This window comes from Flavobacterium aeripolare (assembly GCF_013294025.1).
Lineage (GTDB): Bacteria > Bacteroidota > Bacteroidia > Flavobacteriales > Flavobacteriaceae > Flavobacterium.
Genome location: NZ_JABSNL010000009.1, coordinates 108,412 through 129,975 on the forward strand (window position 1 = coordinate 108,412; position 21,564 = coordinate 129,975).

Here is a 21,564-nt window from a genome sequence, read left to right on the forward strand (position 1 = left end):
TTGTTTTTGTCGAATATTATAATGGTCTAAATCAAGTCTAGGGTAGAAAAACAGCAATCAAAGCAGTTCGCTCTAATTGCTGTTGCATTCTATTTAAGGTTATGCTGTGGTTATCTCAGCAAAGCCTAAGTGACATTCTTATTTATCTTGCTCTTCTTCTTCAGAAGCTTCAAAATTAATGTCGTTGTAGGCGGCCTCACTCAAGGTTTCATCTGCTGTTTTTTCTTCTGCTAAGGTTTGCGCTAGCAGCTCGGCAGCAGCATCTTCACCTAACGTTTTTGCAAAAGCGACTAAGGTTCCATAAGTTGCAATTTCGTAATGCTCTACCTTTTGGGCAGCGGCAATAATTCCGGCATCACGCACAGGACCTTTTGCAGTCGCTTTCATGATGCTTTTAGCTTCTTTGATTAATCCTTCCATAGCCTCACATTTTTTTGCTCTTGCTTTTACGTCGATGATAGAGAAAACTTCTTCTAATCTTTTAACCTGCTCTTCTGTTTCTGTAAGGTGATGCTCTAATCCTTCGATTAATTTAGCTGTAGTTGCTTTATTGGCCATTTTAGGAAGTGCTTTTGTCAACGCTTTCTCTGCCCAATAAATATCTTTTAAAGAGTCGACAAATAACTCTCTTAGATCTCCAGCAACATCTGATTTTTTAGCACTGGCTTTTTTAGGCTTTGCCTCCGTTTTGCTTGTTTTTGAATTTTCCATAATGCTTGATTTAGTTTGTTTGTTTTAACCAAAATTATGTGTATTCCAGCTGATTTAGTTTATAGTATTTTCCTTATTTCTTATAATATTTCAAACAAAGAAATAATTCCCTAAGTATTTAGTAATCAAATGTTAAAATTCTAAATACTGCTAATCAAGTTTTTTTTGGAAAGGAAGATTTAATTTCGAAAATGAAAAGGAACGAGCTCAAGATGTAAAAGAAAAAAAAGTCGTTAATACCAGCTCAAATTAGGATACGATTATAAACTGATGCGTAGCTAGTAAATTTTATAATATCCAAATATAATCTTGTAAGGGTTAAAAGCTACTGGTAGGTTATTTTTGGATAAGTAGAAAACCAATGAGAATAGCCACTTGAGACACTCTAATACTATAGCAGAAATTAAGTATAGTTTATTCGAATAATTTTGAAAAACAAACAAACAAACAAACAAACAAACAATAACATTAATCAAAAAACTAATAGCGATGGAAAATTTAATTAATATGGAAAGCTTAGAGCATTTAAAGGACAATTTAGACAATGTATTATCAGATTTGCCTGCAAACTACATCATGGGCGCAGGTGCTGCAGCGTGGTTGCTTTCTGCAGGTCTAAAATATGCTGGAAAAGATAAAGCAGCATCTGTTGTTGAAACGCTTTCTGTTCCATTACTTTCTATAGGATTGTATCATAAAATCACCGAACTATCAAACAAAAAAGAAAACGCCGTAGAATAATCATAAACGTACTATAAGTATAAGATTATACAAAGCACAACCAAAATATCAGACCTAATTTAACTTAAATGAATTATTATGAACACACAAGCATTAAAAAAAACAGAGAAGAAAGCAGCTGCGATTATAAAGGCAAATGTGCCCACAATTGAACGCATTTTTATGATTGCCGCAGGAGGTTATCTATTGTATAACGCACTTTCTAAAAAAAATAAAAGTTTTAGTAAAACTAGTGCTGGTGGAGCCATGTTATTACGCGGTTTAACTGGATATTGCCCAGTGTACCATGCTGTAAAAGGAAGCGAGCCAGAAGGACTAAACACAAATACCAATGTGAATATTAGAGTGAAACAGTTAATCAATAAGCCAGTGGAAGATGTTTACAATTTCTGGAGGAACATTGAAAACTTGCCTAAGTTCATGAGTCATCTTGAAAGTGTGGAAAGTATTGATAATACCCATTCAAAATGGACAGCAAAAGGACCTGCGGGAATAGGATCACTTTCATGGACTGCTGAAATTGTGAGAGAAGTAACCAACTCAATTATTGGCTGGCAATCACTTGAAGACGCAACAATTTACAATGCCGGTAAAGTGACATTTACCCCTCAAGGTGATGACACCGAGATTGATATTATTATTTCATACCGTGCACCATTAGGAGATACAGGTGAAAGCGTTGCGCAGTTTCTAAATCCGTATTTTCATGATATGGTTCAAAAAGATATTGAGAGCTTTAAATCATATATTGAAGCAAACGAAGTATAAATCTAGTTCTAGTAGCAAGCATTATAAAAAAGGTAAAAACCGAATAAAGGGTTTTTACCTTTTATTTTTTACTGCATTTTGGCAAGTTATAACCGCAACTTCCTATCAGTATTAAAATAACGTAAATCAAGTTGCAAAAGCTGTAACATTAAACAGTTGTTAAAAAGTTATTTTTGTATAAAAAGCTGTTATGATGATTTATGCATTATTTAAAGTAGTGATTGCTTCAGTGATCGCAACATCGGTAATGACTGTGATGAGTTACGCCGTTTCAAATTATTTAGGGAGACAATACCGTGAGCCAGTCTTATTGCGTTGCTTTCTTGACTCCTTTAATCTAAGTTGGACTGCGAGAAATAGCATTATACTATCGTGGTTGCTGCATTACAGTATAGGGATTGCATTGGTCACCGCTTATCAAATGTACTGGAGTTTTGTAATAATCGAAAATCCTTGGTGGAACTTGGCACTATTAGCTGTTATAACGGGACTAATTGGAGTTGGCTCTTGGAAAGTAATTTTTAAAATGTGTAAGTACAAACCACATATCGACTATCTGGGTTATTATATACATATCTTTTTAGTACACCTCATTTTTACAATTACGGCAACTTTTACCTACCTCTTACTCTAGCTATTTAAAGCAGTATAGAACAATAGACTTGGCTACTCTAAAGCTGATAATTTAAAAACACTAGGAGTTAAAATTCATTAAGCAGTTATTAATCACACTAAAAGCAAAACAAAATGGAAGATATATTTTATACTGGTTGGAAGCCACTACTACGCATATTTATAATCACCGTAGTTGCCTATCCTGCGATAATAGTTTTGTTACGCGTTTCAGGAAAACGTACATTGTCAAAAATGAATGCTTTTGATTTTATCGTGACCGTTGCCCTAGGATCTATATTTGCTTCAGTGATTTTGACTAAAAGTATTTCGATTGCCGAAGGTATTTTAGCCTTCAGTTTATTAATTCTTTTGCAATATGGCATTACCTTTCTGTCGTCTCGAAGTCAAAGCGTAAGTGATCTAGTTAAATCTGCGCCCGTTTTAATGGCTTATCGTGGTAATTTAATAAAAGCCAACATGCTCAAAGAGCGCATTGATGAAGACGAAATATGGGGCGTGCTCAGAAAATCAGGAAATGCAACACTCGAGGATATTGATGCTGTGGTCTTAGAAACTGATGGAAGTCTATCGGTTATTAAACGTATAGATGACCCTACGGCACCACCGATTAAAAAGTTACTATAGAAGGGTGACCAACTTTCGATAATTATAAAAAACACTATGCAAGAAGACCAACAGATTAAAACTTTAGATTCTGAGTACACAATAGATATTCTGGGAGGAAATTTCGAAAAAAGAACACTCCCTTTAAAAGACGATTATGAAGGTCAAGTCGAAGCAACTTTGGTAAGAAGATTATGCGCTAAACCATCAGACAAAGCCGTGCTTTATATTCACGGTTTCAACGATTACTTTTTTCAAGAAGAATTAGCACACAATTATAACGAGCAAGGGCACAATTTTTACGCATTAGATTTACGTAAGTACGGTCGCTCGTACTTGCCACACCAAAAACTAAATAACGTGCGTTCGCTGCAAGAGTACGACGAAGAAATTTTCATAGCCTTAGCAATTATCAAGCAAGAAGGTAACGATCAGCTTTTATTAAACGGCCATTCAACTGGAGGCTTAATCATAAGCTATTTTGCTGCAAGAAACCCAAATAGTACGCTGTTTCACGGACTAGTATGCAACAGTCCTTTTTATGCGTACAATTTAAGTTTTTTCGAAAGGAAATTTGCTATACCACTACTCTCCGCTTTAGGGAAGAGATTTCCAAAACCACTTTTACCTGCAGGTTTCAACGAACTATATGGTCAGAGTTTGCATAAAGAATATCGTGGTGAATGGGATTATTCTTTGATTTGGAAACCCAACCATATAGAAAAAGTAAATTTAGGATTCTTACATGCCATTCATGAAGCACAAAAAGTTATTCAAAACAATTGCAGCGTAACGGTACCGCTATTAGTATTGCATAGCGATCATTCGATTACTGTAAAAAAATGGACTGACGATTTAAAAATCACAGATGCTGTTCTTGACGTAACCCACATAGCCAAGTATGGTAAGCTGATAAATGGAAATGTAACAATAATCGAAATCAAAGAAGGTATGCACGATCTTGTTTTATCAAAACTAGCCGTGAGACAGCAGGTATATGACGTCATGTTTAATTGGATTAAGGCTCAATTTAAAAACTAAAATAACAATTATGAAAAATTACATACCAACTACAACCACCCAAAACATATTTAGAATTATACTTGCCTCTTTCATGTTGATTGCAGGATACAGCCACCTAACATTTTTTAGAGTAGATTTTCAGGCTCAAGTCCCAGACTGGGTTCCTGTGAGTAAAGACTTAGTGGTTATTTTATCCGGTATTGTCGAGATCACTTTAGGACTAGCTCTTATGTTCTGGAAAGCACAACGTGTCACTATAGGATGGTTTCTAGGCATCTTCTTTATACTTGTCTTTCCTGGAAATATCGCGCAGTACATGGAACAGAGAGATGCTTTTGGATCATTAGACACAGATCAGGCAAGATTAATGCGTTTATTTTTTCAACCGGTGCTAATTGCATGGGCAATTTGGTCAACAGGAGCTTGGAAGGCCTATAATGAGCGCAAATAGTCATTGTATTAAATTCTATAAGATTGTGGTATAATTTCGTAACACTGTTGCAGTTGTTTATGTGTAATTTTAAATAAACAAAAAAAACAAAATATTATGAGCGCAAACAATCAAAATCCGCAAAGACCCAATCAAAAAGGGGGAGACAATAGAAGTGATATGAGAAAGCATCAATACAAAGATCACGATGAAACGTTGACAAACGATGAGAACTATGATGTTGATACACAAAAATTCAAAGGAGAGAAACCCGACTTTGATGATAAACTGAACAATGAAGAAAAGAAATAAGCTAAAAATGTAAGCGCCTCAATGCTATTGAGGCGCTTTTTTTATGAGCTGTATATTTCAAACCTTTATAAAATAAAAAACCCCGATACAAGTATCGGGGTTTTTAAGTGAAGGCAGAAGGATTCGAACCTTCGACCGCCTGCTTAGAAGGCAGGTGCTCTATCCAGCTGAGCTATGCCTCCATTTCTTTTAAAACTAATGGTAAAGTTTAGTCGGGGTGGCAGGATTCGAACCTGCGGCCTCCTGCTCCCAAAGCAGGCGCGATAACCGAGCTACGCTACACCCCGTGACATTTAGTTTAACGAATTAAACTAAATTTCAAATCTTCAATAAATATGCGGAGGGACAGGGACTCGAACCCTGGCACCGGTTACCCGATGACAGTTTAGCAAACTGCTCCATTACCACTCTGGCACCCCTCCAAGCTCAGAGAAACGTGTCTCGTTTTGCGGTTGCAAATTTAAGACAACTTCAGGTTTCCCACAAGCATTTTGACGATTATTTTTGAAAAAAATCGCAATTAATTTTAAAAAGCTTAACAATCAAATATATAGCAAAAATATTTTTTCACGATAATTAACCCATAAATATAAACTCACACTATAAATCAGAATTTGTTTAAAAAACCTTAAATTTGCTACACAAACCAACATTATATAAATTATGAACAAAAGAGTTGTTATCGTTTCTGCAGTTAGAACACCTATCGGCAGTTTTATGGGGGGATTGTCTACTGTACCAGCACCTCGCTTAGGGGCTATCGCTATTAAAGGTGCCTTAGATAAAATAAATTTAGATCCAAAATTAGTAGACGAGGTTTACATGGGTAATGTCGTTCAAGCTGGAGTAGGTCAAGCACCTGCTCGACAAGCTGCAATGTATGCAGGCTTACCTGATACCGTTCCTTGTACTACAGTAAATAAAGTATGCGCATCTGGAATGAAATCTGTGATGTTAGCAGCTCAAGCTATTCAATGCGGAGACGCAGATGTTGTAGTAGCGGGTGGAATGGAAAACATGAGTTTGATTCCGCACTACTTAAACATGAGAACTGCAAATAAATTTGGACCTGCAACAATGATTGACGGTTTACAAAAAGATGGTTTGATTGATGCTTACGACAACAACGCAATGGGAGTTTGCGCTGATTTGTGTGCAACAGAATACAACTTTACTAGAGAAGATCAAGATGCTTATGCTATTCAATCTTACACGCGCTCTGCTAATGCATGGGATGCTGGTAAATTTGATAACGAGATTGTACCAGTTGCTGTTCCTCAAAGAAAGGGTGATCCTATCATCGTTGCAAAAGATGAAGAATATACAAATGTAAATATCGAACGCATACCAGGACTGAATGCAGTATTTAGTAAAGGTGGTACAGTAACAGCTGCAAACGCCTCTACAATTAATGATGGTGCAGCAGCATTAGTTTTAATGAGCGAAGAGAAAGCAGTAGCACTTGGATTGACACCATTAGCATATATCAAAGGATATGCAGATGCTGCTCAAGAAGCAAAATGGTTCACTACGAGTCCGTCAAAAGCTTTACCTAAAGCACTTGATAAAGCTGGAATTGCTATTACTGATGTTGACTTTTTTGAATTCAATGAAGCATTTGCAGTAGTAGGTTTGGCTAATTCTAAGATTTTAGGATTAGACAATGACAAAGTAAATGTAAATGGTGGAGCAGTTTCTCTTGGTCATCCTCTAGGATGTTCTGGAGCGAGAATCATCGTTACTTTATTGAATGTTTTAGAGCAAAATAATGCTAAGACTGGAGCTGCAGCTATCTGTAATGGTGGTGGTGGTGCTTCGGCAATTGTGCTTGAAAGAAACTAAATTATTTTTATATATGGGCTGCATGTAGTGTCATTGCAGCCCTTTTTATCTCATAACTAATACTCGCATTTAGATGTTCGGAATTTGTAATCTGGCTATAATCCCACTTCGGTTTGAACCAAATGATAGGAGCGAAATCGTCTCCCAAGTACTTTTTGGTGAGCATTTTAAAATTTTAGAAACTCAAAAACAGTGGTCTAGAATTAAATTGCAATACGATGGTTATGAAGGATGGATTGATAGCAAACAGTGCCAAAATATATCAAACGAACAATTTGATCTCTTGTCTAATGAACCTATCGTTTTAAATGCAGATTTAATCGATTACATTACGGCGCCTTCAAATCTATTAATGCCTATTCCACTCGCAGCTTCCTTGTCATTTTTAAACCACGATGCCATTAATAGCAGCAAATTTGATTTTGAAGGAACAACCACATCAGGAATAAAAGACAAGAACAATTTAATTCAAACATCGTTCTTGTACTTAAATGCACCTTATTTATGGGGAGGCAAAACTCCTTTTGGTATAGACTGTTCTGGTTTTACGCAAATGGTCTATAAATTAAATGGATATAAATTGTTACGTGATGCATCTGAGCAAGCGATGCAGGGAGAACCACTAAGTTTTATCGAAGAAAGCGAGCCAGGAGACTTGGCCTTTTTCGATAATGAGGAAGGTAAAATTATTCACGTGGGTATCATGATGGAAAACAATTACATCATTCACGCCAGCGGAAAAGTGAGAATCGACCGATTAGATCACCTAGGTATTTATAATGGCGAAATCAATAAACACACACACAAGTTAAGAGTTATCAAAAAGATCATATAAGGCATCTTATGACGCTTTCGCGAAAATACTCTAAATAAAAAAGAGACGTTAATTGCTTAGATTAACGTCTCTTTTTTATTCTTTAACTGTGTCATTACTTACCATCAACATAATCCTGCAAGTAACTAAACTTATCTGTCAATTTTCCGTTCGCTGTCATTTTGGCTCTAGCCAAAATACCATTTGCATCACCATCAAAGAAAGCTGGAATAACATGCTGTAAAAACATCGCTCCAAAACCTTCACTAGCATCTTTAGGCAATTCACAAGGTAAATTATCTACTGCCATTACCACCACTGCAGCAGGATGAAAAATTTCAACCTCTTTGTGTTCAGATGGTAAATAACCGTACAAAGGTTCCGCAATTGTTGATGAGCGCAAAGTGCAAGCAATAGGACCATTAATATCACAAGACACATCCCCTACTACTTTCACATGGCAATCCTTTGCCTGTAGCATTTCTCTAGTCAAGATATCAGGCGCGTCATTACCATGAAAGTGACCTGTGATAACAATATCAGCCACTTTTGTAAATCGTTCAAAATTTCCAACATACTCCGTAGGATTTTCGTAGAAATCTTTACAAGTAATAAGCTGACCGTCTTTTCTCTTATTATAATCTAATACATCAATTTGCGTATAAACTGCCTGCGAATATTTCTTAGTAAGAAAGTTATCCACAGAAACCTCAGTGATTTTAATAGCATCTAGAATTTCCTTAATCCCACCTCCTACTTTACCACCACCAGTAACTACAAACTTAACAGGCGGAAAAACAATACGTTTTAGGTGTCTTATCAGTTCGTCTGTTCCTGCTAACGTTTCTGCCTTAGGCAATTTAAATAATTCAAACTTTAATCCAAAAGCGCGAATAGTATTATAGGCACCTACAATTCCAGCATACCTACCAAAACCTATTAGACGTCTGTTTTCAGCATCTACAATAGTTTCGTGATCATATAATGTAATGTTATTTTCTAAGACTGCTTTCAATAATTTTCTATTGTAAGGCTGCTTTTTAATGGTGTGCGAGAAGAAAAAATACGACTTATTAGGAATCAAGTTTTCAACAGGCACTTCCTTTACACCAAAAAGTACATCTGCATCAAAAACATTTGGTGTAACTGCAATAGAAAGCTTTTGATATTCCTCATCTGAGAATATTCGAATATCAGAAGTTTCTACTTCAATTTCAGCTTCTGGATGACTCTCTTTTAATTGCACTAAGGCTTTTGGCGAAAAAACAACACGCCTGTCGGGTGGACTTTTTCTTTCTTTGATGATTCCGAACTTCATATATTAAATGCTTGCTTAAATGAATTAAAAATAGTCAAATGTTACAAATACAACATTTTGACTCAATATTGTTTGATTTTTAAAGATAATCTAAATATCCGTGCAATGAACATACAGCGATGAAAAAAATATATACAATTCTAACATATAGTACTAATAAAATACTGTTAAGGTTAAAAAAAAACATAAAGAATACTATCTGTTTCGATATATTTGCGATTCAATTTAGCTAAAAAAATGATCTTCATAAAAAACGTAAATATACTACATATACTGGTCTTTTCGGCAGTAATAAGTAGCTGTAATCAAAAAAATAATGCCCAAGTTTCACCACAAGAACAAGCAAAAAACACGACAAGAGAAATCTTAAAACCTGGCAAGGAACTAGATCCCAATTATGTAGCTTCAAAAGTAGCTTCAATAACGCACTTCTATAAAAAAACTTGGCCTAATAATAGTATGAATGGTAGCATCTTAGTGGCAAAAGATGGTCAAGTTATTTTTGAAAGATATAGCGGGGTAACAGACACAAAATCTAAAGATTCAATAACAAGTACAACACCGCTTCATCTGGCCTCTGTAAGTAAAGTAATTACTGCAACTGCTATTTTAAAATTAGTAGATCAAAAGAAACTGACATTAGATCAAAAGGTGACAACATTGCTAGCAAACTTCCCTTACCCTGATGTTACTGTAAAAACATTACTAAATCACCGCTCAGGCATGCGTAACTATGCTTACTTTACGGGAGAAAAAGGAATTTGGGACCGACATAAAATATTAAGTAACCAAGATATTTTAGATATCATGGCTACAAAGAAAATTGACTTAGAGTTTAAAACAGATACTCGCTTTAGCTACTGCAATACTAACTTTGCCATGCTAGCTTTAATTATCGAAAAAGTAACCGCTTTGAGCTATGAAGATGCGATGAAAAAACTAATCTTTACTCCTCTTGACATGAAAGACACTTATGTGTTTGATTACGAAAGAGACAAAGGAACAGCAGTACCGTCTTACAGAAACAACAGTAAAGTAGCCTTAGATTACTTAGACGCAATTTATGGAGACAAGAATATATATTCTACTGCGCGTGATCTATTAAAATTTGATCAAGGAAGAAACTCTGCTTTATTTTTTAATCCTGAATTACTTAAACAAGCGTATATTGGTTACAGCAACGAGCATGTAGGTCAAAATAACTACGGACTAGGAATGCGAATGATTAACTGGCCAACCGGGCAAAATTTTTATTTTCACAATGGCTGGTGGCACGGGAATACTTCGTCGTTTATTACCTTGCCTATTGAAGGTGTAACGATAATTGCTTTATCTAATAAATTTACTAGAAGCACTTATAAAGTGAGAGAACTGTCTGTACTTTTTGGAGATTATCCTTTTAAGATAGATGATGATGGAAAACAAGAATAATTTTATTTAGATAAATCCACCAATAACATTGTATTTGGGATAAATTGAATATCTTTGCACTCTCAATTTTTATAGAGATTTGGGGTCGACTGGTTTTGACAGCAAGTCGAATTGAACAGTAAGCACGTCGAGCATTGAGACCTTGCTCGTAAATATAAGATCTTACAATTTTACACGGCGAAAATAACTACGCTTTAGCTGCATAATCCGAATTATAGTACGATTACGCCACGTTCCTATCAGATAGGAAAGCTGGATTCTCCTTGAAAGCCTTGGTTTGTGGCGTTCTATTCAGGAGAACCGTAAAAATAGACCTAGATTTCCATAAGCTTCGGGTGGATTTCAAAATTAAGAAGATAAGTATTGAGTGGCTGTTTCTGGCCTAGCTCACTATCGAAAATTCAATCAGGAAATAAACGCGTAGAAAGCTCTTTAATTGCTTGTTTGGACCCGAGTTCGATTCTCGGCGACTCCACAAAAAAGCCCCGTAAACCCAGTGTTTACGGGGCTTTTTGTTTGCGGTTGATATATTTGGTTGCCTGTACGTTTAATTTTTATTTAAAGTACTTTCAACTAGATCCTGTAGCAACCACAGCTAGCGCGGAAATAAAACTCTCGCCTGCTAATAGAGTATTCGATAAAGACCAAAAACAACTAGCCCTACTATTAATATAATTTCTACAAAAAGTAACCAAGACTCCGTATCTATAAAGAATGACGCAAAATAAGTTCGCTTTTATTTTCTATTTGTTGGTGTTTGTTTTTTAATATCATTTGTGCCAAAATTTTCCCCATGGCTTCAAAATTTGTAGAAATGGTTGTAATGCCGTTTTCGACTATTTTTTTAAGCGGAGTATCATTGTAAGATATGATACCATAATCTAGACCTAATTTTAGTTTTTGCTTTTTAGAAGTTTCAATCACGTGCACTAAGTCCCTATCATCAGGAATGACATACACCTCTCCTTTATTAATTGTTCTATTCGCAAAATCAGAAATAACTTCGTAATCAAAATCCCCCTGCTGGCAAAAATGTAAAAACCCTTCTTTCATTCCGATTGGTTCTCTAAAACCGGGGAAAATTAAGATTAGCTTTTGGTATTTTTTTAATTGTCCTTTCCCTTTTTGCAGTCCCTTATAAATGTCTTCGCGATGATTTTGATAAACTGCAGGAAAACTAAGCAGTTCTGGATTAGTTTGATCTAATATATACACCTCCTCAACTGGTAGGGTTTTTATAATCGCCGCTGCCTCAATCAAATTGGTTGGCATTACAACGTATTTAGTGTAGTTTCCATTAGCATCGTTAACCAACTTTTGAAACACCTGACTGTTAAAATGATGGAAGAAAATATCAACCTGAACGCCTTTGCCCAGACTCTTTAAAAAAGCATTGTAGATATCTTCCTTAAAGATATTTAGTTCATCAAATAATAGAAAAACCTTCTGTTTTATCTTGGTTTCCACACTTTTAACATAACAACCTTTGCCCGCGATTGCGTAAATTATCCCCCTCTTTTTCAGTTCGTTATAAGCTAATAAAACCGTATCCCTAGACAAGGTAAATTCTAAACACACTTTATTTACAGAGGGTAGCTTATCATCTTTTTTAAGCCTTCCTTCCTCTATTGATTTTTCAATGGTAGCAATAATCTGTTTGTATTTAGGAATACCTATGTTTTCTTGAACTGAAATTATTTTCATAAGTGCGATTTTTACGCAAGATACAAAAACTGGTAGGTACTGGTGTGTAAAAGCATTCTTTTATTTTACTTTTGATTTTCAGTATTTAACAAAAAAAGTATGGAAACAAAATACATATCACATTTTATCGGTAATAATATAACGAAATTGTTTGGTAAACTACCTAACGGAGAAAGTGTACACTCTTGTAAATTGATTAATGATAATGGTATGGAGGTCCATATAATAAATTATGGCGCTACCATTACAGCTATAAAAATTCCTTTACAAAACGGTACCATGATAGATACTGTTTTAGGTTTTGATAACTTGTCTGGATATGTAGATTCGTTTGCTGGATTAGATGCGCCTTATTATGGCGCAACTGTAGGCAGATACGCAGGCCGAATCAAGGATGGAAAATTCAGCTTGAATGAAACTAATTTTCAATTAAATACTAATAACAACAACAATACATTACACGGCGGAATTAATAATTTCAGCCAGAAAGTGTGGGATATAATCGACATAAAAGAAGGAGATCTCCCGAGTGTGAAAATGAGACTGATTAGTCCAGATAACGATGAGCATTTTCCAGCTGAACTTACAATCGAAGTAGCATACACATTAAACAATCAAAATGAATTGCTTGTTTCTTATCATGCTACGGCAAATGCTGATACTATTATCAATTTAACTAATCATAGTTATTTTAATTTAGACGGTCATGATACTACTGTGGTAAATCAGGATTTAACAATTTGCTCTGATAAAATGCTAGAAACAACAATGACTAGTATTCCTACGGGTAAAATTGCAGCAACTACTAATGGACCCTTTGATTTTACATCGGCTAGAAAATGTCCTACTACTATAGACAACACTTTTATTGCTCCAAATTATAATGAAGCTGCTGCCATACTTTATAGTCCTAAAAACAAGCTACAAATGACGGTTCATACTACGCAACCTGGTGTTCATGTTTATGTAGGTGGCGCCTGTAAAGCAGGTCTAAATGCTAAGAACGGAGCTGCCTATCACAGTAGGAGTGGTATTTGCTTTGAAACCCAAAATTATCCTGATGCACCCAACCATTCAAATTTCCCTTCGGCGATTTTAAAAAAAGGAGACGTGTACCATCACAAAACAAGCTATAATTTTCAATCTTTATAAGTCAATAACGCTATGAATACTACTTTAATCAATAAAACCAGCAGCTATTTCCAACAAGTATTTCACTCTGAACCTACTACTGTAGTTCTTTCTCCTGGGAGAATCAATATCATTGGAGAACACATTGACTATAACGATGGTTATGTTCTACCTGCTGCCATCGACAAGATAATTTGTTTTGCTTTCGAAAAAAACAATTCAAATACTTCTAGGGTAATTGCCATGGATCTTGATGATGAATTTGAAATTGATGTTACAAAAGAAATCACGCAAACTGAAAGTGTTTGGACAAATTATATTAGAGGAGTTTTGCAACAATTAAAGCAAAACGGTTTTGAATTTGAAGGTGTCAACTGTGTTTTCAGTAGCAACATTCCAGTGGGTTCTGGGCTATCGTCTTCGGCAGCTTTAGAATGCGGATTTTTATTTGGTATGAATGAACTATTTCAATTAAATATAAAGCCTATCGATATTGCTTTGTTAGGTCAAAAAGCAGAACATTGGGTAGGAATTCATTGCGGAATAATGGATCAATTTTCTAGTGTTATGGGTAAGGAGAACAAAGTCGTTAAAATTGACTGCCGCACGCTAGAATACACGTATCATGAAGCCAACTTTAATGAGTATTCCTTAATTTTATTTGATTCGAATGTAAAGCATTCCCTAATGACATCGGCGTACAACGAGCGTAGAGATCAATGTGAGGAAGGGATAGCAATTGTGAAACAAAATTTCCCCGAAATCAATAGTTTTAGAGATTGTACTGAGCAAACTATTATTGATCTAAAGGGAAAAATGAGTGCCGATGTGTACAAGCGTTCGCTATTTGTCGTAAAAGAGATTAATAGAGTTATTGAAGCTTGCAAAGCCTTAGACAATGGTAATATTGCCCTTTTAGGCGAATTAATGTTTGCAACGCACGAGGGGTTGTCTAAAAATTACGAAGTAAGTTGTAAGGAACTGGACGTTCTTGTGGATTTAGCTAAAGCAGAAGAAGTAGTTATAGGATCTCGATTAATGGGTGGCGGTTTTGGCGGTTGCACTATTAATTTAGTCAAAAAAGGATTTGAAGATGAAGTAAAAGCAAAATTTTCAAAAGCTTATTTTGATGCCTTTAACATAGAATTAAAAATTTATGATGTTACCATTGGAAACGGAACATCACTTTATAAAAAATAATTATCATGAAAAAATTTGACATAAACGAAGATCCACATAGAAGGTATAATCCATTAATAAACGAGTGGGTTCTGGTATCTCCGCACCGTTCTAAACGCCCATGGCAAGGACAGAATGAAAGTATTTCTAAGGAGGAATTACCTGCTTATGATCCTACTTGCTATTTGTGTGCAGGAAATGTGCGTGCTAATGGTGAAGTAAATCCAGATTATAAAAAGAGTTTTGTTTTCGAAAATGACTTTGCTGCCCTAAAACAAGAACCTATTGATTTTCAAGAAGATAAAAACAACTTGTTTTTTAAAGCACAACCAGAAAGAGGTATTTCTAAGGTTGTTTGTTTCTCACCAGAGCACAATTTGACATTACCAGAAATGACTGTCGATGCGATCAGTGATATTATTGCTACTTGGCAAAAAGAATATACTGATTTAGGAAGCATCGATTACATCAATCACGTACAAATATTTGAAAATAAAGGTAGTGTTATGGGTTGTAGTAACCCGCATCCTCATGGTCAAATTTGGGCGCAATCTTCACTGCCAACAGAGGTAGAAAAAACGCAAGCCAACTTACAAGCATACTATAAAAAGCAGGGTACAAACTTGCTTCAAGATTACTTGCACGAAGAATTAAAACTTAAAGAGCGTGTGGTTGTCGAAAACGATCATTTTGCTGTACTAGTACCTTTCTGGGCTGTGTGGCCTTTTGAAACCATGATTATCAGTAAAAGACACATCACTAAAATTACGGACTTCACTACTGACGAAGCAACGGCTTTTGCTAGTATTTTAAAGCAATTGACAACACGTTACGACAACCTTTTTGAAACTTCATTTCCCTATTCTTCAGGAGTTCATCAAGCGCCTACAGATGGTGAGGAACATCCTGAATGGCAATTCCACATGCATTTTTATCCGCCATTATTGCGTTCTGCAACTGTAAAGAAATTTATGGTAGGTTATGAGATGATGGGAGAATCACAAAGAGACATCACTGCCGAAAAAAGTGCTCAAATGCTGAGAGACCTTTCTGACGTTCACTATAAAAACAAATAATTATGAAAATTGTAGTTACTGGAGGTTTGGGATTTATAGGTTCGCATACCGTAGTCGAATTGCAAAACAAAGGCTATGAAGTTATTGTTATTGATAATTTATCAAATGCTACCGAAGATGTTTTACAAGGAATCACGGCAATAACGGGCACGACTCCCCTATTTGAAAAATTAGATTTACGTGAAAAGGCGGTGGTTCAAGACTTCTTTAAAAGACATCAGGATATTAAGGGAGTTATTCATTTTGCAGCTTCAAAAGCAGTAGGAGAAAGCGTGGGTAATCCCTTGCTTTATTACGAAAACAACATCAATTCATTGGTATATTTACTTCAAGAATTAGAGAAAAAAGAAGATGCTCATTTTATCTTTAGCTCTTCTTGTACCGTTTATGGTCAAGCCAAAGTGATGCCAATTGATGAGAACACGGCCGTTCAAACCGCGCTGTCTCCTTATGGTAATACTAAGCAAATAGGTGAGGAAATCATATCAGATGTAGCAAAAATAAGTGGTATCAACGCTATACTGTTGCGCTACTTTAATCCTATTGGAGCGCATACCACAGCAGAAATTGGAGAATTACCGCTAGGTGTACCACAAAATCTAGTGCCGTTTATTACGCAAACCGCAGTTGGTTTAAGAAGCGAACTATTAGTGTACGGTGATGATTACCCTACTACTGACGGAACATGCATACGTGATTACATTCATGTAGTAGATCTAGCTAAAGCTCACGTCGTTGCGCTAGAGCGTTTACTCGACAAGAAAAACAGTGAGAAAGTAGAAACGTTTAATTTAGGAACTGGTGTAGGAAGTTCTGTTCTAGAAGTTATTCATGCATTCGAAAAAGTGAGCGGTAAAAAACTCAATTATAGCATTGTTGATCGCAGAGCTGGTGACATTACTTCAGCGTATGCTAATACTAATAAAGCCAATGAAGTGCTAGGATGGAAAACCCAACTTACACTTGAACAAGCCATGGAGAGCGCTTGGAAATGGGAGCAAAAAGTGCGTGGCATTACCATTTAGATTAGCAGAGACTTAAAAGGTTTTAATTAAAAATAGTGTTTAAAATAATAACAAAAAAGATATGGTAACTGACTTTGGATTTCTAGATTATGCGGTATTTACTGCTTATGCAGTTCTTATTTTAGGTGTGGGACTGTGGGTATCGCGAGATAAAGATGGCCAACAAAAAAATGCTGAAGATTATTTTCTTGCCAGTAAATCATTGCCTTGGTGGGCAATTGGTTCTTCATTAATTGCTGCAAATATATCTGCAGAGCAATTTATAGGAATGTCAGGTTCTGGTTTTGCACTAGGTTTAGCTATTGCTTCATATGAATGGATGGCTGCATTCACACTTATAATCGTTGGGAAATATTTCCTTCCTATTTTTATCGAAAAAGGAATTTATACGATTCCTGAGTTTGTCGAAAAAAGATTCTCTACAAACCTTAAAACGATCCTCGCTATTTTCTGGATTGCACTCTATGTTTTTGTGAACCTAACCACTGTTTTATATTTAGGAGGTTTAGCTATCGAAACCATATTAGGTGTTGACATGATCTATGCTATTATTGGCCTTGCCTTATTTTCGGCTGCATATTCTTTATATGGTGGCTTATCAGCTGTAGCATGGACAGACGTTATACAAGTTGTCTTTTTAGTTTTAGGAGGATTAGTTACCACTTACTTAGCCTTAAATACAGTTTCTGACGGCGCTGGAGTATGGCAAGGTTTGACTACGATATATAATGCAGCTCCAGATAGATTTGTTATGATCTTAGACAAATCAAACCCAGAGTACATGAATTTACCAGGTATAGGGGTTTTAATTGGAGGATTATGGGTGGCTAATATTTATTATTGGGGTTTCAACCAGTATATTATTCAAAGAACCTTGGCTGCAAAGTCATTAAGAGAAGCACAAAAAGGTATTTTATTAGCTGGATTTTTAAAGATTATCATTCCTTTAATTGTAGTAATTCCTGGTATTGCAGCTTATGTGATTGTAAATGACCCCGCTATTATGGCGAGATTAGGAGCTTCGGCAATGGTAAATCTTCCGGGTGTAGGTACAGCAGATAGAGCCTACCCATGGTTATTGCATTTTCTTCCAGCAGGATTAAAAGGTTTGGCTTTTGCGGCATTAGCGGCAGCAATAGTATCATCACTAGCATCAATGCTTAATTCGACTTCGACCATTTTTACAATGGATATTTACAAGCAGTACATTAATAAAAATGCAGATGATAAGACTACCGTAAATGTAGGACGTATCTCTGGTGCAGTTGCCTTATTAATCGCTGTATTAATGGCTCCATTGTTAGGAGGAATAGACCAAGCATTCCAGTTTATTCAGGAGTATACAGGTCTTGTAAGTCCAGGAATATTAGGAGTGTTTTTACTGGGATTATTTTGGAAAAAAACAACAAACAAAGCTGCAATTTGGGGTGCATTACTATCAGTACCGATCGCTTTATTCTTTAAAGTAGGACCTAAATCATGGGCAGCAGGAACTGGAATAGAATCATTTTTCCCATCTTTACCATGGATGGACCAGATGGGCTACACTACCCTTTTAACAATTATTCTAATAGTCATACTAAGTTTAGTGCAAAATAAAGGTCAAGATGATGCAAAAGGTATCCCTTTAAACAAAGAAATATTCAAGACTTCTCCTTTGTTTAATATTTGCTCATTTGCAATTATCTTAATCGTAGCGGTAATCTATGCGCTATTCTGGAAATAATCTCCTAATTAAGTATTTAAGGTTAATTGTTAAATTGACTGAACAACACAACAATAAAAATCTAGTAAAAAGCAGGTAATCTTAACATTAAACTAGACATAAAATTAAGCATTTGCGAGGAAAACTTTGCAAGTGCTTTTTTTTTGAAATAGTAATTGTGAACAACTGACAGCTAATCTAAATCGATAAGTTTACTATGTTCAGGGCTTAGTTCTCTTACTACTAAATACACCCTCTTAATCCGCAACTGTATTTTCTTAGCATAAAATATTTAAACTAAATTGAAGCATAAAGTCCAAATCATCTAAGTCCATTTAATTCCTATACAACTCTATCAAATTGAAAACAAAACACTTATGAAACAGCAAACAAAAATTATGATTCGTAAAAATACAGAAGATTTAATACTAAATTAATCAGTAAGCCGCTTCCCTACAATTTTTTATGCGTACTTTTATTTTCAACATTATAATAGTATGACAATGTAGCACAGCACGTTAATTAATCATTAATACACTTATTCATTTGGATTCCTTTTAGTAAATTTACAGGAGTACTTATTTTCGAATAAATAATTGACACCGCTAATCAGCATAAATTAGTCATAACTACGCATAACTATTTAATATATCGATGCTATTTAAAATAGCCATAGAAAACAGTTATACAATGATAAAATAGTACAATTGCAAACACGCTTATACGACGCAATATAGTTTTAGATTTGCGATAGAAAATTCAACCAAAAAAACATAAATATAGCTACTATGGAAAACAATCAAAATGCAGACCCATCAAACGGACAAGGTAAATGCCCTGTAAATCATGAGCAATTGCCATTGAATGAAGGAGCAACAATTGTAGAAGGTAATCACGAAGGTAATCACGCAAGTTCAGCAGGAAAATGTCCTGTGATGCATGGCGGGAATACTTCTTCAAAAGCATCAGTAACTAGCTGGTGGCCAAACGCTCTTAACTTGGATATTTTAAGCCAACACGATACAAAAACAAACCCTCTTGGTGCACACTTTAATTACCTAGAAGAACTTAAAAAATTAGACATTCCTGCCTTAAAGCAAGACATGCACAAATTAATGACAGATAGTCAAGACTGGTGGCCTGCAGACTGGGGACATTATGGAGGATTAATGATTCGTTTGTCATGGCACTCTGGTGGATCATACCGTATATCTGATGGTCGCGGTGGTGCTGGAAAAGGAAACCAGCGATTTGCTCCTTTAAACTCTTGGCCTGATAACGTTAGTTTAGACAAAGCAAGAAGATTATTATGGCCAATTAAAAGAAAATATGGTAACAAAGTGAGCTGGGCAGATTTAATTGCCTTAGCAGGAACAATTGCCTATGAAAGTATGGGATTAAAAACATATGGTTTTGCCTTTGGTAGAGAAGATGTTTGGAGCCCAGAGAAAGATGTTTACTGGGGATCAGAAATGGAATGGTTAGCTCCTAGTGAGGAACGTTACACTGATGTTGAAGATCCTTCAACCATGGAAAATCCATTAGCTTCAGTTCAAATGGGTTTAATATATGTAAATCCAGAAGGAGTAAACGGGAAACAAAACCCAATGAAAACTGCGGCACACATTCGTGAAACATTTGCCCGTATGGCAATGAATGACGAAGAAACAGTAGCGTTAACTGCTGGTGGTCACACGGTAGGTAAAACGCACGGTAATGGTGATGCTAGTTTACTAGGTGCTGATCCAGAATCTGCTGATGTTGAAGAACAAGGATTGGGCTGGAAAAACCCTAGCAATACGGGTAAAGGACGTTACACTGTAACAAGCGGACTTGAAGGTGCATGGACAACTAACCCTACTAAATGGGATAACGGTTTTTTCCAAATGTTGTTTAACCATGAATGGGAACCACGTAAAAGTCCCGCAGGAGCTTGGCAATGGGAACCAGTTTCTATAAAAGAAGAAGACAAACCTACAGATGTTGAAGATTTTACCATCAAGCACAACCCTATGATGACTGATGCAGATATGGCCATGAAAGTAGATCCTATTTACAACAAAATCTCATTAAAATTCATGAATGATCAAGAGTATTTCTCTGATACATTTGCTCGTGCTTGGTTTAAATTAACGCACAGAGATATGGGACCTAAAGTGAGATATTACGGCCCTGATGTTCCTCAAGAGGATTTAATCTGGCAAGACCCCATTCCAGTAGGTGCTTCAAATTATGATGTTGCTGCTGTAAAAAATAAAATTGATGCCGCTGGATTAAGTGTTGCCGAGATGGTAAATACTGCTTGGGATAGTGCACGTACTTTTCGTGGATCTGACTTACGTGGTGGTGCAAATGGAGCACGCATTAGACTAGCGCCGCAAAAAGATTGGGAAGCAAACGAACCTGCTAGACTTGCAAAAGTTTTGGGTATTTTAGAACCTATCGCAAGTGAATTCGGAATCAGTATTGCTGATACTATTGTATTAGCTGGAAATTTAGGTATAGAGAAAGCTGCTAAAGCGGCAGGACTTACAGTTACAGTTCCATTTTCTGCTGGACGTGGTGATGCTACAGAAGAAATGACAGATGCAGCATCTTTTGATCCTCTAGAGCCACTAGCTGACGGTTACCGTAATTATAGCAAAAGAGATTACACCGTAAGCTCAGAAGAAATGATGCTTGATCGCACACAATTAATGGGCTTAACTGCACCAGAAATGACCGTGCTTGTAGGTGGAATGAGAATGATAGGTACTAACTACGGTCAAACTAAACACGGAGTTTTCACTGCTAACGAGGGTGCTTTAACAAACGATTTCTTTATTAACCTAACAGACATGGATAATTCATGGAAACCGGTTGGAAAAGGATTATACGAAATTTGCGATCGTAAAACTGGAGCAGTAAAATGGACCGCTACAAGAATGGATTTAGTTTTTGGTTCAAATTCGATTTTACGCGCTTATGCTGAGATGTATGCACAAGATGATAGCAAAGAAAAATTTGTAAATGACTTTGTTGCTGCATGGGTAAAAGTAATGAACGCAGATCGTTTTGATTTGAACTAATTAACCAAACACTTAAGTAATTATAAATATAATTGCGGTTCTGACTT

Annotated in this window: 19 protein-coding genes, 3 tRNA genes and 1 other RNA gene; 17 read left to right on the top strand and 6 right to left on the bottom strand. The window is 35.9% G+C overall.

Annotated features, from left to right (window positions below; genetic code table 11):
* Window positions 1-138: 138 nt before the first annotated feature.
* The gene (locus HNQ00_RS11505; protein WP_173838649.1) at window positions 139-711 is read right to left on the bottom strand and encodes a YciE/YciF ferroxidase family protein; all 573 of its coding nucleotides are present in this window, start codon (window positions 709-711) and stop codon (window positions 139-141) included.
* A 489-nt stretch (window positions 712-1,200) separates the two neighbouring features.
* Between HNQ00_RS11505 and HNQ00_RS11510 the strand changes: the two genes are divergently transcribed.
* The 7 genes from HNQ00_RS11510 to HNQ00_RS11540 all read left to right on the top strand — a co-directional run bounded on the left by HNQ00_RS11510 (window position 1,201) and on the right by HNQ00_RS11540 (window position 5,224).
* Window positions 1,201-1,452 carry a hypothetical protein gene (locus HNQ00_RS11510; RefSeq protein WP_173838650.1) on the top strand — a complete coding sequence of 84 codons (252 nt, stop codon included), beginning with the start codon at window positions 1,201-1,203 and terminating at the stop codon, window positions 1,450-1,452.
* 78 nt (window positions 1,453-1,530) lie between these two features.
* The gene (locus HNQ00_RS11515; RefSeq protein WP_173838651.1) at window positions 1,531-2,220 is read left to right on the top strand and encodes an SRPBCC family protein; all 690 of its coding nucleotides are present in this window, start codon (window positions 1,531-1,533) and stop codon (window positions 2,218-2,220) included.
* A gap of 190 nt (window positions 2,221-2,410) precedes the next feature.
* Complete coding sequence (locus HNQ00_RS11520) at window positions 2,411-2,854, top strand: hypothetical protein (protein ID WP_173838652.1); 444 nt, start codon at window positions 2,411-2,413, stop codon at window positions 2,852-2,854.
* A 113-nt stretch (window positions 2,855-2,967) separates the two neighbouring features.
* Window positions 2,968-3,480, top strand: coding sequence for a DUF421 domain-containing protein (locus HNQ00_RS11525; protein WP_173838653.1), 513 nt, complete (start codon window positions 2,968-2,970; stop codon window positions 3,478-3,480).
* 36 nt (window positions 3,481-3,516) lie between these two features.
* On the top strand, window positions 3,517-4,500 hold the full coding sequence (locus HNQ00_RS11530; RefSeq protein ID WP_173838654.1) for an alpha/beta hydrolase: 984 nt from the start codon (window positions 3,517-3,519) through the stop codon (window positions 4,498-4,500).
* Between the two features lie 10 nt (window positions 4,501-4,510).
* Window positions 4,511-4,933 carry a DoxX family protein gene (locus HNQ00_RS11535; protein ID WP_173838655.1) on the top strand — a complete coding sequence of 141 codons (423 nt, stop codon included), beginning with the start codon at window positions 4,511-4,513 and terminating at the stop codon, window positions 4,931-4,933.
* Window positions 4,934-5,029: 96 nt separating this feature from the next.
* Window positions 5,030-5,224 (top strand): hypothetical protein, encoded by a 195-nt coding sequence (locus HNQ00_RS11540; RefSeq protein WP_173838656.1) that lies wholly within the window; start codon window positions 5,030-5,032, stop codon window positions 5,222-5,224.
* A 108-nt stretch (window positions 5,225-5,332) separates the two neighbouring features.
* Here HNQ00_RS11540 and HNQ00_RS11545 read toward each other — a convergent pair.
* The 3 genes from HNQ00_RS11545 to HNQ00_RS11555 all read right to left on the bottom strand — a co-directional run bounded on the left by HNQ00_RS11545 (window position 5,333) and on the right by HNQ00_RS11555 (window position 5,646).
* Window positions 5,333-5,406: transfer RNA gene (locus HNQ00_RS11545), tRNA-Arg, on the bottom strand.
* A 30-nt stretch (window positions 5,407-5,436) separates the two neighbouring features.
* Window positions 5,437-5,511, bottom strand: a tRNA-Pro gene (locus HNQ00_RS11550).
* A gap of 51 nt (window positions 5,512-5,562) precedes the next feature.
* Window positions 5,563-5,646, bottom strand: a tRNA-Ser gene (locus tag HNQ00_RS11555).
* Window positions 5,647-5,887: 241 nt separating this feature from the next.
* Between HNQ00_RS11555 and HNQ00_RS11560 the strand changes: the two genes are divergently transcribed.
* Both HNQ00_RS11560 and HNQ00_RS11565 read left to right on the top strand, forming a co-directional pair.
* Entirely contained in the window at window positions 5,888-7,066 is a 1,179-nt protein-coding gene (locus HNQ00_RS11560; protein WP_173838657.1) for an acetyl-CoA C-acyltransferase, read from the top strand.
* A gap of 73 nt (window positions 7,067-7,139) precedes the next feature.
* Window positions 7,140-7,901 (top strand): C40 family peptidase, encoded by a 762-nt coding sequence (locus tag HNQ00_RS11565; protein WP_173838658.1) that lies wholly within the window; start codon window positions 7,140-7,142, stop codon window positions 7,899-7,901.
* Window positions 7,902-7,995: 94 nt separating this feature from the next.
* Here the strand turns inward: HNQ00_RS11565 and HNQ00_RS11570 are convergent, their stop codons facing one another.
* Entirely contained in the window at window positions 7,996-9,198 is a 1,203-nt protein-coding gene (locus HNQ00_RS11570; RefSeq protein WP_173838659.1) for an NAD(P)-dependent oxidoreductase, read from the bottom strand.
* Between the two features lie 237 nt (window positions 9,199-9,435).
* Here HNQ00_RS11570 and HNQ00_RS11575 point away from each other — a divergent pair, with 237 nt between their 5' ends.
* Together HNQ00_RS11575 and ssrA are read left to right on the top strand one after the other, a co-directional pair.
* Window positions 9,436-10,629, top strand: coding sequence for a serine hydrolase domain-containing protein (locus HNQ00_RS11575; RefSeq protein WP_173838660.1), 1,194 nt, complete (start codon window positions 9,436-9,438; stop codon window positions 10,627-10,629).
* A gap of 81 nt (window positions 10,630-10,710) precedes the next feature.
* Window positions 10,711-11,107, top strand: a transfer-messenger RNA (tmRNA) gene (ssrA, locus tag HNQ00_RS11580).
* A 227-nt stretch (window positions 11,108-11,334) separates the two neighbouring features.
* On the opposite strand, the gene HNQ00_RS11585 is transcribed toward ssrA, so the two are convergent.
* Window positions 11,335-12,333, bottom strand: coding sequence for a GntR family transcriptional regulator (locus HNQ00_RS11585; protein WP_173838661.1), 999 nt, complete (start codon window positions 12,331-12,333; stop codon window positions 11,335-11,337).
* A gap of 99 nt (window positions 12,334-12,432) precedes the next feature.
* Between HNQ00_RS11585 and HNQ00_RS11590 the strand changes: the two genes are divergently transcribed.
* The 6 genes from HNQ00_RS11590 (at window position 12,433) to katG (ending at window position 21,517) form a co-directional block, all read left to right on the top strand.
* Entirely contained in the window at window positions 12,433-13,485 is a 1,053-nt protein-coding gene (locus HNQ00_RS11590) for an aldose epimerase family protein (RefSeq protein WP_173838662.1), read from the top strand.
* A gap of 12 nt (window positions 13,486-13,497) precedes the next feature.
* Window positions 13,498-14,664, top strand: a complete 1,167-nt coding sequence (gene galK / locus HNQ00_RS11595; RefSeq protein WP_173838663.1) for a galactokinase — start codon at window positions 13,498-13,500, stop codon at window positions 14,662-14,664.
* A 5-nt stretch (window positions 14,665-14,669) separates the two neighbouring features.
* Complete coding sequence (locus HNQ00_RS11600; protein WP_173838664.1) at window positions 14,670-15,719, top strand: UDP-glucose--hexose-1-phosphate uridylyltransferase; 1,050 nt, start codon at window positions 14,670-14,672, stop codon at window positions 15,717-15,719.
* A 2-nt stretch (window positions 15,720-15,721) separates the two neighbouring features.
* Window positions 15,722-16,744 carry a UDP-glucose 4-epimerase GalE gene (gene galE / locus HNQ00_RS11605; protein ID WP_173838665.1) on the top strand — a complete coding sequence of 341 codons (1,023 nt, stop codon included), beginning with the start codon at window positions 15,722-15,724 and terminating at the stop codon, window positions 16,742-16,744.
* 61 nt (window positions 16,745-16,805) lie between these two features.
* Window positions 16,806-18,470: a sodium/sugar symporter gene (locus tag HNQ00_RS11610; protein WP_173838666.1), complete on the top strand. Its 1,665-nt coding sequence runs from the start codon at window positions 16,806-16,808 to the stop codon at window positions 18,468-18,470.
* A gap of 767 nt (window positions 18,471-19,237) precedes the next feature.
* Window positions 19,238-21,517, top strand: a complete 2,280-nt coding sequence (gene katG / locus HNQ00_RS11615) for a catalase/peroxidase HPI (protein WP_173838667.1) — start codon at window positions 19,238-19,240, stop codon at window positions 21,515-21,517.
* Window positions 21,518-21,564: the final 47 nt, after the last annotated feature.

Coding starts and splice junctions, on each gene's coding strand:
- HNQ00_RS11610 (WP_173838666.1), top strand. CDS start 16,806: ATGGTAACTGACTTTGGATTTCTAGATTATGCGGTATTTACTGCTTAT.
- HNQ00_RS11600 (WP_173838664.1), top strand. CDS start 14,670: ATGAAAAAATTTGACATAAACGAAGATCCACATAGAAGGTATAATCCA.
- HNQ00_RS11510 (WP_173838650.1), top strand. CDS start 1,201: ATGGAAAATTTAATTAATATGGAAAGCTTAGAGCATTTAAAGGACAAT.
- HNQ00_RS11590 (WP_173838662.1), top strand. CDS start 12,433: ATGGAAACAAAATACATATCACATTTTATCGGTAATAATATAACGAAA.
- HNQ00_RS11530 (WP_173838654.1), top strand. CDS start 3,517: ATGCAAGAAGACCAACAGATTAAAACTTTAGATTCTGAGTACACAATA.
- HNQ00_RS11565 (WP_173838658.1), top strand. CDS start 7,140: ATGTTCGGAATTTGTAATCTGGCTATAATCCCACTTCGGTTTGAACCA.
- HNQ00_RS11540 (WP_173838656.1), top strand. CDS start 5,030: ATGAGCGCAAACAATCAAAATCCGCAAAGACCCAATCAAAAAGGGGGA.
- HNQ00_RS11520 (WP_173838652.1), top strand. CDS start 2,411: ATGATGATTTATGCATTATTTAAAGTAGTGATTGCTTCAGTGATCGCA.
- HNQ00_RS11535 (WP_173838655.1), top strand. CDS start 4,511: ATGAAAAATTACATACCAACTACAACCACCCAAAACATATTTAGAATT.
- galE (WP_173838665.1), top strand. CDS start 15,722: ATGAAAATTGTAGTTACTGGAGGTTTGGGATTTATAGGTTCGCATACC.
- HNQ00_RS11585 (WP_173838661.1), bottom strand. CDS start 12,333: ATGAAAATAATTTCAGTTCAAGAAAACATAGGTATTCCTAAATACAAA.
- HNQ00_RS11570 (WP_173838659.1), bottom strand. CDS start 9,198: ATGAAGTTCGGAATCATCAAAGAAAGAAAAAGTCCACCCGACAGGCGT.
- katG (WP_173838667.1), top strand. CDS start 19,238: ATGGAAAACAATCAAAATGCAGACCCATCAAACGGACAAGGTAAATGC.
- HNQ00_RS11505 (WP_173838649.1), bottom strand. CDS start 711: ATGGAAAATTCAAAAACAAGCAAAACGGAGGCAAAGCCTAAAAAAGCC.
- galK (WP_173838663.1), top strand. CDS start 13,498: ATGAATACTACTTTAATCAATAAAACCAGCAGCTATTTCCAACAAGTA.
- HNQ00_RS11560 (WP_173838657.1), top strand. CDS start 5,888: ATGAACAAAAGAGTTGTTATCGTTTCTGCAGTTAGAACACCTATCGGC.
- HNQ00_RS11515 (WP_173838651.1), top strand. CDS start 1,531: ATGAACACACAAGCATTAAAAAAAACAGAGAAGAAAGCAGCTGCGATT.
- HNQ00_RS11525 (WP_173838653.1), top strand. CDS start 2,968: ATGGAAGATATATTTTATACTGGTTGGAAGCCACTACTACGCATATTT.
- HNQ00_RS11575 (WP_173838660.1), top strand. CDS start 9,436: ATGATCTTCATAAAAAACGTAAATATACTACATATACTGGTCTTTTCG.